Raw genomic sequence first — 13,173 nt, 5'->3', positions numbered from 1 at the left:
TGAGAATGATATGACAAATAACACTGATGGTAGTTCCTTTGATGTGATCATTGTCGGCGGCCTGGGTCATGTAGGTCTGCCTCTAGGGTTGGCTTTTGCAGATAAAGGTTTGAAAGTGTGCCTTTACGACCTTGATCAGAAAAAAGCTGATGTTGTCAGGCAGGGTACAATGCCTTTTATCGAATATGGCGCTGAGCCTATCCTAAAAAAAGTTCTCAAGAAAGGAAATCTTGAGATTTCACTCGATATTAACAGTATTTCGAAAGCGCGAAATGTTATCATTGCGATAGGTACACCCGTGGATGAATATCTGAACCCAAAAACACGTATTTTCCTTGAGTTCTTTGCCAGGCTCAAAGAAAATCTTCATAAGGACCAATTGATTATTATAAGAAGCACGGTATATCCGCGCACCTGTCAGCAAGTTCTAAACTTACTGGGTGGCGATGGCTGGAATATAGCCTATTGTCCTGAACGTATTGTTCAGGGTTATGCAATCAAGGAATTAAAAGAACTGCCACAGATCATTGCCGGCTTAAGTGAGAAAGCAATTGAAGATGCCGCTGAATTGTTCAGTGTCCTTTCCCCGAAAATAATCCGGACTTCAATCGAAGAAGCGGAACTAGTCAAGCTTTTCTCGAATGCATGGAGGTATATTCAATTTGCAGTGACAAACCAGTTCTACATGATCGCACATAATTTCGGGGTGGATTATAACAGAGTACGCCAAGCCATGATGGAAGGATACGGAAGGGCAGCGACTCTGCCGACAGCAGGATTTGCCGCAGGCCCATGCCTTCTTAAAGATACAATGCAATTGTCGGCTTTTAACACCAATAATTTTCTTTTGGGTCATGCCGCGATGATGATAAACGAAGGTTTACCTAATTTTATTGTGGAAGACTTGAGTAGGAGATACGATTTAAGCAAAACAGCTGTTGGCATTCTTGGTATGGCTTATAAAAATGATATAGATGATATCAGGGATTCGCTTTCATACAAATTGGGTAAAATCTTGCGGTTTTACGGCGCTAGGGTTTACTATTCCGATGAATATGCAAAAGACCCGACTTTCGTTTCAAAAGAAGAGGCAATAAATTTAAGTAAGGTTTTGATTATAGGGGTACCCCACTCGGCATATAAACAACTTAAATTCCCACCAAATAAGGAAATTATAGATCTGTGGGGTATTCTTAAAAAAGAGGATAAATGAATTCAGAACATGATTTTAATGAGGCTGTAAAAGAATATTGGGAAGATCACAATACTGTGTCAATTATCGATAAAAATTTACATAAAATAGAAGTTGATACAGTATGCAGATACTTGCGTTCTACTGACTTTCTGGCTGATATTGGATGTGGTGATGGAGATGCGACCATTGAATATGCCAAAAAAGTGAATAAATGTATAGGTTTTGAGCGTTCGGATTATTTGAGGCAGAAAGCTATGGAGAATGTAAAAAAATCAGGAATCAAGAATATATCTATTGAAAGAGCTGATGTTCTTGAAATGTCAAACCTGCCAAAAAAGTTTGATGTTATTGTTACACAGCGTGCATTAATTAATCTGGCTTCATGGGAGGAGCAAAAAAAAGCCATTCTTAATATTTATGAGACTTTAAAAGTTGGGGGATTGTATATAATGATTGAAAATACAAATGATGCTTTTCTTGCTCTCAATGAAATGCGCGTTGAGGTCGGGCTTGACCCAATCCCACAGCACTGGCATAACCGATTCTTCGATTATGAATTGCTAATGGCGTTTCTTGAGGGAAGGTTCCAGCTTTTAAAAGTTCATGATTTTGGACTTTACTACTTTCTTACACGTGTCTATGTACAGATGTTTGCATCTTTCTCAGGTTACGGCAAGAATGCAATTAAGAATCCTATATTTGAGAGCTCCGATAAAGCTGCAAGTATTATTTATGAGAAGTTCCATGATCGTGTCCGCATAGATGGATGCCGCGTATTGGGTCCGATTCAGGCATTTGTACTTAGAAGAGAGCCTTAAACAAAGAAATGATTTGAACATAGTATGAATTATAAAATCCCTTGGTGGCAGCCTCAACTTGGAGGAGAGGAACAGAAATTTCTCAAAAAAGTTTTCGATAGTAATTTTCCCAACGAAGGGGGATTGACAACATTATTTGAACAAAAATTATGCGAGTTGCTGCGGTGTAAACATGCGGTTGCCGTTACAAGTGGGACGGCTGCAATTTTTCTTACTTTGAAGTCTGTCGGCATCAAGCATGGTGATGAAGTAATCGTCCCTGATATAACATTCATCGCAACCGCCAATGCCGTACAGATGTGCGGCGCCAAACCGGTCCTGGTGGATGTTGATCCCAGGAATATGAATATGTCCCCAGAAGCTTTCGAAGGTGCGATAACCGAGAAAACTAAAGCTGTTGTTCCGGTCCATGTCAGCGGTCGAGCAGCAAATATGGGAGCAATAATGGGGATCGCAAAGAGCAATGATATTGAGGTTGTGGAAGATGCTGCTGAGGCATTAATGTCCAGGCACAAAGGAAAATACCTGGGCACCTTTGGAAAAGCGGGCTGCTTTTCGTTTTCACCCAATAAGACCATAACCACAGGGCAGGGCGGCGTAATTGTCACTGATGACGATGATCTTCATATTCGTTTACGCGAGTTAAAAGACCACGGAAGGCCCACAAGGGGGACTGGCGGTGATGACCTCCACAATGTGATTGGTTATAACTTCAAATTCACAGATCTCCAGGCGGCTGTAGGTCTTGGCCAGCTTACCTATCTGGAATCAAGGATAGAACGAATGAAAAGAACATATCGTCTTTATGTTGAAGAATTAAAAGACCTAGACGGGATATCATTGTTTAACTTTAACATCGATACAGGTGAATCGCCCCAGTGGACCGATGCCCTGCTGGAGCACAGGAACGAATTGGACAAGTATCTTGCCGCCAATGGTATAGGATGCCGCAGATACTGGTTCCCGATACATACCCAAAAACCCTACTGGCTGCCGGATGATAGTTTTCCAAACAGTACTATACTGTCACCAAAAGCTATTTGGCTACCTTCCGCATTTACGCTTTCTGATAAAGACATTGAAACCGTCTGCAACCATATACGGAATTTCTTAAGCAAAGATAATCTATAATTAAAATTTTAATCAAAATGACAGAAGATACAACAAAAGCAAAATTATCTATTTTGATGCCAGTCCGCAATGAAGGGGTAAATATAGGTATCATGCTAAAAATCCTGCGCGCTGTGGTCGAGATCCCGCATGAGATTTTAATCGTTTATGACTCTCCTGAAGACGACAGCATTCCTGTTGTCAGGAAGCTTCAACCCAATTATCCGGAGGTCCGCCTTGTATTTAACGATCTTGGCAGGGGGGTGGTTAATGCTATCAAAGCCGGAATAAAGGCTTCGAACGGGGAATTTATCCTCATTTTTGCAGTCGATGAAGTCGGGCCTGTTATCGCAATAGATGATATGATCGCTCTTATGGATGAAGGATGCGATCTGGTAAGTTGCACGAGGTACGCACATGGTGGAAGGAGGCTAGGAGGCACTTTTATTGGAAGTTTCCTGTCAAGCCTCGGAAATAGAGTTTTCAATATCCTTTCAGGTTCGGTTTTCACAGATTCCACAACAGGCATCAAGATGTTTCGGAAATCCATATTTGATAGAATAACTTTAGAGTCAAGACCGGTTGGCTGGGCTGTAGTCTTTGAGCTTGCAGTCAAGGCGCAGATCGAAGGATTCAAACTTGGGGAAGTCCCGATTATTTCCATCGATCGCCTTTATGGGGGAAAATCGACTTTTTCATTAGGACCATGGTTTAAAGAATATCTTAGATGGTTCTTGTGGGGTACAAAACATCTGCACAACTCAAAGAAAAGACAGAAACCAGTAATACGAATACCATCAAACTTTGTTGAGGGAAGACCAGAATGAAAGGCAAAAAATATCTTGTGACAGGCGGCACAGGTTTCATAGGTAGTTCGCTTGTCAGGCGTCTTGTAAAAGAAGGCTACAATGTCAGCATAATTGACAACGATTCTCGTGGTGCCTCGGAAAGGCTCAAAGATGTTGCTCATCAGATCGAAATGTTCCGAGCAGACATAAGAGACGCCGATGCTGTGCAGAAGGCATGCAAAGGCATGGATAGCGTCATTCATCTGGCTTATGTGAACGGCACGGAATTTTTCTACAAAAAACCGGAACTTGTCCTTGACGTCGGCGTAAAGGGGATCATTAATGTTATAGACGGTTGCATCGGGCAAGGAGTTAAGGAATTGATACTTGCATCAAGCTCAGAGGTATATCAGACGCCTCCAAGGATTCCGACAGATGAGGCAGTCCCTCTTTCAATCCCGGATCCCCTTAATCCGCGCTATTCATACGGCGGAGGGAAGATCATAAGCGAACTCATGGCAATTAATTATGGAAGAAAGTATTTTGACCGGGTTGTAATATTCCGCCCGCATAATGTGTATGGTCCGGATATGGGGTGGGAGCATGTCATACCGCAGTTCGTCATGCGAATGAAACAACTTTGCAGGGACTACAATGAAAAATTTATAAAATTCCCGATACAGGGAACGGGAAAAGAAACTCGGGCTTTTGTTTTTATCGATGATTTCATTGATGGACTGATGCTTGTATTAGAAAAAGGTGAACACCTTGGAATATACCATATAGGCACGATGGAGGAGATTTCCGTAGAAAAAGTTGCCATTGAAACAGGTAAATATTTTGGAAAGGAAGTTATTATTATTCCAGGGGAGTTGGCAAAGGGCGGCACATTGAGAAGATGTCCAGACATAACAAAGCTGAAAAACCTGGGATACATACCAAAAATTCCGTTAAAGGAGGGTCTAAAGATCACCGCAAAATGGTATGATGAAAATATCCATAAAAAACCAGATATATGAAAGTAGGCGATAAGTTATGAAAAATAATCCTGTTCAAAAAATATCAAGTACAGTCGTTGAAAAATGCCAGATTTGTGAGCATACAGGTCTTGAAACTGTCCTGTTTTTAGGATATTTGCCTCCTGTCAATGCCATGAACAATATCGGTGAGAGACCACATGAGCAGCCCAGCTATCCCGCCCAGCTTTTGTACTGCTCTATGTGCCATCTTGTGCAGCTTGGCCTGATAGTTGACCCGAAAATACTGTTTCCTTCTTCATACCCTTATACCAGTAGCACGACAAAAATACTGAGGGATAACTTTGCAGAATTATATAAAGAATGTAAGACGATTGTGGATTTAGACAGGGAAGATTTGGTTATTGATATCGGCTCAAATGATGGCAATTTGCTCAGCAATTTTAAAGACAATCATAAAGTTTTAGGGATAACCCCGGAGGAAATGGGAAAGATCGCAATAGAGCGCGGAATTCCTACGATCATAAATTACTTTACGAGTGAGGTCGCCGACAAAGTAAAATCCGAATATGGACAAGCAAAAATCATCACCGCAACTAATGTGTTTGCGCATATCGCCAACGTCGGCAGCGTTGTAGAGTCCATCCTTGAATTGCTCAAGGAAGACGGGGTCTTTATCTCTGAGTCCCATTATTTGCTGCCGCTTATTGAAACGCTTCAGTATGATACGATTTACCACGAACATTTGAGATATTATTCCCTGCACAGCCTCAAATATTTACTTGAAATGAACGGGCTTGAAATCATCCATGCAAAGCAAATCCCAACGCATGGAGGCTCGATAAGAGTATACGCTGCAAGGAAAGGAGCGTATACAGTAAAAAAAACCGTCGGCGCTCTTCTTGAGAAAGAGAAAAAGACGGTTCTTGACAAGAAAAACCTTCTGGAATTCAAAAAAAGAGTTGTTGTTTCCAAGCTTGAACTTCATTCATTGCTCCTTGGCATAAAGAAACAAGGGAAACATATTTATGGTGTCGGGGCACCTTCCCGCGCAAGTACACTAATAAACTATGTGGGTATTGATGATGGCATAATGGATTACGTCGTGGAGATCAAAGGCTCCCATAAAATTGGTAAATACATCCCTGGCACGCTGATACCGGTTGTGGAAGAGTCCAAGCTCTTTGAAGACCAGCCTGAATACGCTTTATTGCTTTCATGGCATATCGCGGACGAACTTGCTCCCAAGCTCAGGGAGAAAGGATTTAGGGGAGAATTTATTGTTCCACTTCCGAAACCATACATACTAAAACTATAATATATATCTTACCTTTGAGAGGGACGCGATGAAAAAAGGTTTGTCAATCAAGATGCTGAGATATAATTCCAAGGGTCTTAGGAAAACCGACTTTAAGAGATGGAAAATACACAGTTGATGGTTTATTTTAAGTTCATCCATTATGCTTTTATATTCCAGTCGATGATCCGTAGTAATAGCATGAACTGGTTTCCCATTTATTGCTTTTTCAATAAACGATTTGACAGTATCATATTCAAGATCATTGACGATCGACTCTTCTACCGGTTTATCTAGTATTGAATCAATCAATAGAACCGCCTTCCATCGATCCATAAGTACTGTTCATAATAGCAATAATATCCAGATAATTTCGTGGACATCACTTCTGATTTTGGATATATCTCATCAATCCAATTGTATATTATTTAAATATATATTAGCTGTAATTTCCAAATAACTCACCGCAGAGAACGCAAAGAAGGCAAAGGTTATGACAATCGTTATTTTCGTCCTTTGCGCCCTTTGCAGTGTTTGAATATGTATATGGGATCCCAAAACACTTCGGTTGAGCTATTAAACTCTCATGAAACATTATTTTATTGGATATTACGTAATACATGCAGAGTTACGGATTAAATTAAAAATTGTTCAGCTGGGAATTCTTTCCTCCTCAACTGGGAAATGACCGCCATTGTCACTATCTTACCCTGACGATTTTCAATCCATATGACGTCCCTAAATTATAAAGGATATCAAGATTCGCTATAGCAGATTCGTATCTTGACTCATACAAAACATCGTAATTAATCGAAGCCTTCCCTGTATTCTTTTCAAAGTCGGATACCAGAAGAACCGTCTTTGCAGGATCAAAATTATTCAATACCCCTGTCAGATACGGGACAGACAAGTCGTCCCCTGTGCTGTATATCTGCCTCTTTCCATCAACTCTCAAATCAGCATACCAAGCTATCTGAGGGCTATACTTCATTTGAACCAATACAAGATAATCACCATCTGGATGTTTGTCCATATAAACCTTCAAAAATTCCCCGGCATCCTTTGTGGCGGTATAGCCAAGATCCCCACTATAAACAAAAAGGGCATAGGTGATCGGTACTGCCAGAATAATTACGACTGCAAGCGGTATCAACGCGAATTTCTTATCCAGCTTATGGGAAAATCCAGCAATACCGGCAGCCGCCATTATTGCCAATGGCGCCATCAGCGGCAGTGAGTAGTATTCATGGCTTGGCGGCGTTCTTATCAGCACAAAAGCCCCGTATATCAAAAGCCAGATAGCAAGTATGTTCTTTACATCTCTCTCTTTGAACATCTGGTATGTTGCAGCTATTATTATTGGCGTTATTCCAGCTGCAGTAAATAGAACTACCCTCCCAAGGTCTGAGAATGGCTCGCTTCTATATACGAGCTCCCCGTATATAAAATGTGAAACGAAAGCAGTATTCCCATTTATGAAATAATAAGAAAGCCAAACCAAAAGTGGTACCATTCCCACAAGAAAGCATACGAACGCATTGATTACCTGTTTTTTCTTAATCCCCTGGAAATAGCTCCATATAAGAACAATCGGCAATGCGGCAAGCGCGGGTTGTTTGGTAAAGACAGCAAGACCAAGCATGATCCCGAAAGGCAACATGCTTTCATCTTTTTTATAAGCACGTACATACAACGCAATGGCAAGCGTCATAAGCGCAGTCATCAAAGGGTCAGTCTCCACTCTTCCGAACCAGAGTATATTCCAGGGAATGAAAATAAATATGATTGCTGCGATACTTGCCGTTCTTTCGTTATGTAATTCCCTGGCAAGTATATACACGCCCAAAACCGCGATAAGTTCCGAGAGTATGGATACGAGACGTGCACTGATATCAGAGATGCCAAATATCTTGAAGGATGTATATACGGCATAGGAAAACAATGGAGGGGCAGAGGAGAAAGGTTCTCCTCCGGGATAGGCTATCTGCTCCCATAACGAGCCTGAAAAATAATTCTTCGCTATGAGGGAATAATAGCCTTCATTCCAGCCGTGATAATATCCGTATGATGAAAAAGTGGCGATGCAGGTGCGCACCACAATATATGTGGCTATTAATGCGATTAACCATCTTTTTTTCATGTTGCATCATCAGATTCATGCGAAATCTGTCTCATGTCTGCAAAATACTCCCTGGATGCAAAACCAAGATGTATCGTTGATATCATTCCGAAAATAAGCGTCACTGAAGCACGGATGAAATGATCAACTAACGCCAGGGAAATCCCGGTGGACAGAGGTATTCCGAAAAGCACTAAAACCCCTGCCATAGTGCCCTCATAGACCCCAATTCCTCCGGGGGTTATTGGGATGGTCTGGCCAAGAAATGAGGTTATCCCTGCAATCATAGCCAGTGAAAAAGGAATTTCATATCCAATAGCTAGGGATGCTATATATACTCCGGATATTTCAAATAGCCAAACAGGTATTGAAATTGCTATCGATAAAACCAGTGCACTGGGATTGGAATAAATTTTGTAAAGCCCCTCCTTCATGGTATTCATGAAACCTGAAATAGCCGGAAATCTCTTTCCAAGTTTCCTTGATATGAATGAGTCATACCTGTAAACAATAATTAGCATTAGTACAAGCAGAATAGATACTGCCAGTGCAATTGTGGCTACAAAAAACATTGTGTCGCTCTTTGATACTAACATTGCGCCAGCGCTCAGAAGAAGTGAGAGTGTGAGCATATCCATCGCCCTTTCAATAACTATCGTGGCAAGACTTGCCCCCATAGGAATTTTTTCAGTTGGTTTAAGGGCTGCACACCTTGCGATATCGCCGGCTCTTGCAGGAATTAAATAGTTTATAAAAAAGCCGAACATCAAGCTTTTGAAGAGAATATCCCTGGGCACGACATATCCTGATGTCCTGAGAAGCACACTCCACCTCCATGTCCGCATGAAAAATGCCATTGATACAGCAAAGAATCCAAGAGAAACATAATATAAAGATGCATTTTTTATGGTGTCATAGACCTGAGTGTATCCGGAATACGAAAATATCCCGATCAGTACCAAAACTCCGAATACCAGTGCAGCCAGAAGTTTTATTTTTGAACCTGAAACCGCCGAACCCAGAAGGTCCCTCAGGCTTATAATATTCCCTATGATGAACAATTTCACGAGGCGTTTCCCGTATTTTGTGGCATTCTCCGAAAGTTTGAGCTTTGCCACCCCCCGCTTCCTCCCATGCCAGGTGACTGGAACCTCGGCACTTGTGAATCCCATGATATGCGCTTTAAGAGGTATCTCTACAGTGAGATCAAAGCCGTTTGCTTCCAGATTATCTATTCCGATCCTATCAAGTACCTCTTTTCTGTATGCCTTGAAAGCATTGGTGATATCTTTATGCTTTATCCCAAAAAGCAGCCGGACACTGTTGTTGAAAGTGCGATTGGCGATCATTTTAGCATATGGATATCCATCGGTTCTACCTCCCTCAATGAACCTCGAGCCATAGGCGATATCGTAGCCTTCCTCGATCTTCTGGACCAGCTTTATTATATCCTCGGGGTCATCGGATAGGTCGCCCATCACAGGTATTATGATATCTCCCTTGGCATTCCTGAACCCTTCTTTTATTGCATTGCCAAACCCGGGGTTGGAAAGCATGTGCACTGGTTTGATTCTTGGATTCAGGTCTGCAAGCGTTTCTATTATTTGGGGTGTTCTATCGGTGCTATTGTCGTTTACTATTATCAGTTCATAGTCCCGTGTTTCTTCATGCCCTTCGAGAACAGGTAGTAGTTCACCAAGTAGATTGGCAAGATTTTCCTCTTCATTATGGGCCGGAACTACAATTGATATTTTCGACATCTTGTATTTATTACAATTTTTTGATTTTATTGTATTTGTGAAAAAACGCTATTGTTGAATATCTCAACCAGGATGTCTTTGAGGTTATACTTGTAGTTCCATCCTGGATAATGGGATTTGAATTTGCTCACATCGCTGATCCACCAGATATGATCTCCAATACGATTGTTTTCAATATACGAATAATTCATTTTTTTCCCGGAGATCTCTTCGCACATGCTTATAGCCTCCAGCATTGAGCAGTTGGAATGCCTGCTCCCTCCCATGTTATATACTTCGCCTCTTCTTGGTTTTTGATAAAAATGCCAGAAAGCGTTCACAAGATCGAAACTATGGATATTATCCCTGACCTGCTTGCCTTTGTAGCCATATATCGTATAATGGTTCCCTGTAACAGCACATTTCATAAGATACGCCAGGAACCCGTGGAGTTCTGTGGACGAATGTCCCGGTCCTGTGAGGCACCCGCCCCTGAAGCAAACGGTTCTCATATCGAAATACCTGCCGTACTCCTGGACAAGCACATCAGCAGCCAGTTTTGAAGCACCGAACAGGCTGTGTTTTGTATGGTCAACACTCATGGATTCGTCAATACCGTTTTCATAATAAGGATGGGATTCATCAATTTCCCACCGGGTCTCAAGTTCGACCAGTGGCAAACTATTTGGAGTGTCGCCGTATACTTTATTAGTGGAAGTGAATATGAACACGGCATCAGGGCAGTTCTGTCTTGTCATTTCGAGAAGCGTCAGGGTTCCATTCGCATTAACTGTAAAATCAGTGAACGGGTCCTTTGCTGCCCAATCATGAGAAGGCTGTGCTGCAGTGTGTATAATTAATTTTATTTCATTACTATATTTTTTAAAAATGGCTTCCATCGCTGCCCTATCCCGGATGTCCTCCCTGTAATGAATATAATTTTTTATTTCATACTCGAGCTTTTTCCTGCTCCACTCGGTGGACGCTTCTTCACCAAAGAATACCTTTCTCATATCGTTGTCAATTCCAACGACCTTAAAACCTTTTTTGCTGAAAAACCGGACAGATTCAGCACCTATCAAGCCTGCAGAACCTGTGATCAAGGCAATATCCATTTGTAAGCTCCTCCATTAATTCATGCAAGTATTGGTCTCAGTAACTCCGAGTTCTCTCCAATCCAGTTGGAGATTTCTTCTATTATTTGTTCGACCTCAATTTCAGGCTTCCAGCCTGTTTTTCCCGTTATCTTGCTATTATCGGTTATAAATATTCGTATATCTCCTGGCCTGTCTTCATTAACGTTTTTTATAGGTATTTTGTTTCCAGTATGTTTCTGGCAGAGACGTGTCAATTCAAGCAGGGATACGGTGCGTTCTAGTCCGCCTCCTACATTGTATATTTCGCCATTGTGTGCATCCATATCTGCAATCTGGATCTCTAAAAGGCGCTGCAGGTCTTTTACATGTAGAATATCCCTCACCTGTTTCCCTTTGCCTCCATATCCGATATAACTTAATGACTGCTGATAATGATGTTTAGCCACCCATAGAACTATAACCCCCTGGTCAACCTTCCCCATTTGCCAGCTTCCTGTGAGGACGCCACAACGGTTTATGACCGCTCTCAATCCATACATTTCTATGTATTCTTGAATGATCAACTCGGATGCTAACTTTGTTGCGCCGTATAATGTACGCGGGCCATTGAGAGGGAATTCTTCTGTGTAACCTTTGGAAGAGACGCCCTGTATACTTTGGTTATCCGATAGTTCGAAGCGTGTCGGCTTTTCAATGAAATTGATGCTATTTATCGTTCTAACGGGGTAAACTCTGCTTGTGGATAAAAATACAATGTCTGCCCCGCATTTCCTTGCGTATTCAAGACAATTGATGGTACCCAAAAGGTTTGTATTCAATAGATAATCCGGGGAGGAATCAAAACCTGCCAGCACAGAAGGTTCTGCTGAGCACTCGATAAGAATATCGGTATCACCCACAGGATCAAAATCTTCCCTGTTCCTTATATCGCCATGTATGAATTCCACATCGTTTTCTTTCAATCTCGGGATATTCAGTTCAGACCCTCTTCTTTTAAGATTATCAAAAGCTACTACCTGGGCATCCCTATTTTTTTTGAACTCGATTGCCAGATTCGAGCCGACGAAGCCTGCTCCGCCCGTTATTAGTATTTTCATTTACTCCATTCCAGAATATCCTTGAAGTATTTTATTGTTTCCTTTAATCCTTGCTCAAGAGAGACTTTTGGTTCCCAGCCAAGGAGTTGTCGCGCTTTTGTGATATCAGGTCTTCGTTGCTTTGGGTCGTCAACAGGCAATTCTTTAAAAATAATTTTTGAAGTACTACCTGTCATCTCTGCAATCAATCTTGCAAACTCAAGTATGGTATGCTCCTCCGGGTTACCTACATTCATTGGCAGCGTATAATCAGACATCATCAGCCTGTAGATCCCCTCGATCTCGTCGCTCACGTAGCAGAAACTTCTTGTTTGCGAACCGTTACCATAAACGGTAATCCCCTCGCCGCGCAGAGCCTGCCCGATGAAGTTGGGCACGACCCTTCCGTCGTTCGGACGCATCCTTGGCCCGTATGTGTTGAAGATACGGACTATCCTGGTATCCAGCTTATGGTAGCGATGGTAAGCCATCGTGATGGCCTCGGCAAATCTTTTTGCCTCATCGTACACGCCTCTCGGACCGATAGGGTTCACGTTGCCCCAGTACTCCTCGCTCTGGGGATTCACGAGGGGGTCGCCATATACCTCGGAGGTCGAGGCCAGCAAAAATCGTGCTCCCTGTTCCTTGGCAAGGCCAAGCATGTTATGTGCGCCAAGAGCACCAACTTTCAGGGTCTGGATAGGCAATTCCAGATAGTCTATGGGACTGGCCGGGCTGGCAAGATGGAAGAGGAACTGGACTTTTTCTTCCAGGTATAGGGGTTTTGTCACGTCATGCTTTATGAATTGGAATCTATCGGTTTTTATGTGTGCAATATTCCCTTCATTTCCCGTTAGAAGAGAATCTACACATATAACTTCAAAATTTTTTTTGAGCAGTAAATCGCACAGATGCGATCCAAGAAATCCTGCCCCACCGGTTACTAATGCTTTCATG

At 42.0% G+C, this 13,173-nt stretch carries 11 protein-coding genes and 1 pseudogene; 6 read left to right on the top strand and 6 right to left on the bottom strand.

The window, feature by feature from the left end:
* Positions 1–10: 10 nt before the first annotated feature.
* From O8C65_02710 to O8C65_02685, 6 genes are read left to right on the top strand one after another with little or no spacing between them, the layout of a single operon-like run.
* Positions 11–1,213, top strand: a complete 1,203-nt coding sequence (locus tag O8C65_02710; GenBank protein ID MCZ7355820.1) for a nucleotide sugar dehydrogenase — start codon at positions 11–13, stop codon at positions 1,211–1,213.
* A complete protein-coding gene (locus tag O8C65_02705; protein MCZ7355819.1) occupies positions 1,210–2,013 on the top strand; it encodes a class I SAM-dependent methyltransferase in 804 nt (267 codons plus the stop codon). The genes O8C65_02710 and O8C65_02705 overlap by 4 nt, the downstream gene beginning before the upstream one ends.
* Positions 2,014–2,037: 24 nt before the next feature.
* Positions 2,038–3,144, top strand: a complete 1,107-nt coding sequence (locus tag O8C65_02700; protein MCZ7355818.1) for a DegT/DnrJ/EryC1/StrS family aminotransferase — start codon at positions 2,038–2,040, stop codon at positions 3,142–3,144.
* Between the two features lie 17 nt (positions 3,145–3,161).
* Entirely contained in the window at positions 3,162–3,950 is a 789-nt protein-coding gene (locus O8C65_02695) for a glycosyltransferase (protein ID MCZ7355817.1), read from the top strand.
* Positions 3,947–4,930: an SDR family NAD(P)-dependent oxidoreductase gene (locus tag O8C65_02690; protein ID MCZ7355816.1), complete on the top strand. Its 984-nt coding sequence runs from the start codon at positions 3,947–3,949 to the stop codon at positions 4,928–4,930. The genes O8C65_02695 and O8C65_02690 overlap by 4 nt, the downstream gene beginning before the upstream one ends.
* Before the next feature lie 16 nt (positions 4,931–4,946).
* Complete coding sequence (locus tag O8C65_02685; GenBank protein MCZ7355815.1) at positions 4,947–6,206, top strand: class I SAM-dependent methyltransferase; 1,260 nt, start codon at positions 4,947–4,949, stop codon at positions 6,204–6,206.
* Between the two features lie 90 nt (positions 6,207–6,296).
* Here O8C65_02685 and O8C65_02680 read toward each other — a convergent pair.
* The 6 genes and pseudogenes from O8C65_02680 to O8C65_02655 form a co-directional block, all read right to left on the bottom strand.
* Positions 6,297–6,565: pseudogene (locus O8C65_02680) on the bottom strand (ISNCY family transposase).
* 320 nt (positions 6,566–6,885) lie between these two features.
* Positions 6,886–8,325: a glycosyltransferase family 39 protein gene (locus tag O8C65_02675; protein MCZ7355814.1), complete on the bottom strand. Its 1,440-nt coding sequence runs from the start codon at positions 8,323–8,325 to the stop codon at positions 6,886–6,888.
* On the bottom strand, positions 8,322–10,064 hold the full coding sequence (locus O8C65_02670) for a flippase-like domain-containing protein (GenBank protein MCZ7355813.1): 1,743 nt from the start codon (positions 10,062–10,064) through the stop codon (positions 8,322–8,324). Before O8C65_02670 ends, O8C65_02675 begins: the two co-directional genes overlap by 4 nt.
* Positions 10,065–10,090: 26 nt before the next feature.
* A complete protein-coding gene (locus O8C65_02665) occupies positions 10,091–11,158 on the bottom strand; it encodes an NAD-dependent epimerase/dehydratase family protein (protein ID MCZ7355812.1) in 1,068 nt (355 codons plus the stop codon).
* 20 nt (positions 11,159–11,178) lie between these two features.
* Positions 11,179–12,237: a GDP-mannose 4,6-dehydratase gene (locus O8C65_02660; protein ID MCZ7355811.1), complete on the bottom strand. Its 1,059-nt coding sequence runs from the start codon at positions 12,235–12,237 to the stop codon at positions 11,179–11,181.
* Positions 12,234–13,172: an SDR family oxidoreductase gene (locus O8C65_02655; protein MCZ7355810.1), complete on the bottom strand. Its 939-nt coding sequence runs from the start codon at positions 13,170–13,172 to the stop codon at positions 12,234–12,236. Before O8C65_02655 ends, O8C65_02660 begins: the two co-directional genes overlap by 4 nt.
* Position 13,173: the final 1 nt, after the last annotated feature.

Source organism: Candidatus Methanoperedens sp., assembly GCA_027460535.1.
Taxonomy (GTDB): domain Archaea; phylum Halobacteriota; class Methanosarcinia; order Methanosarcinales; family Methanoperedenaceae; genus Methanoperedens.
Note: the sequence above shows the minus strand (reverse complement) of the source record. Positions and strands in the feature narration are given on the sequence as shown.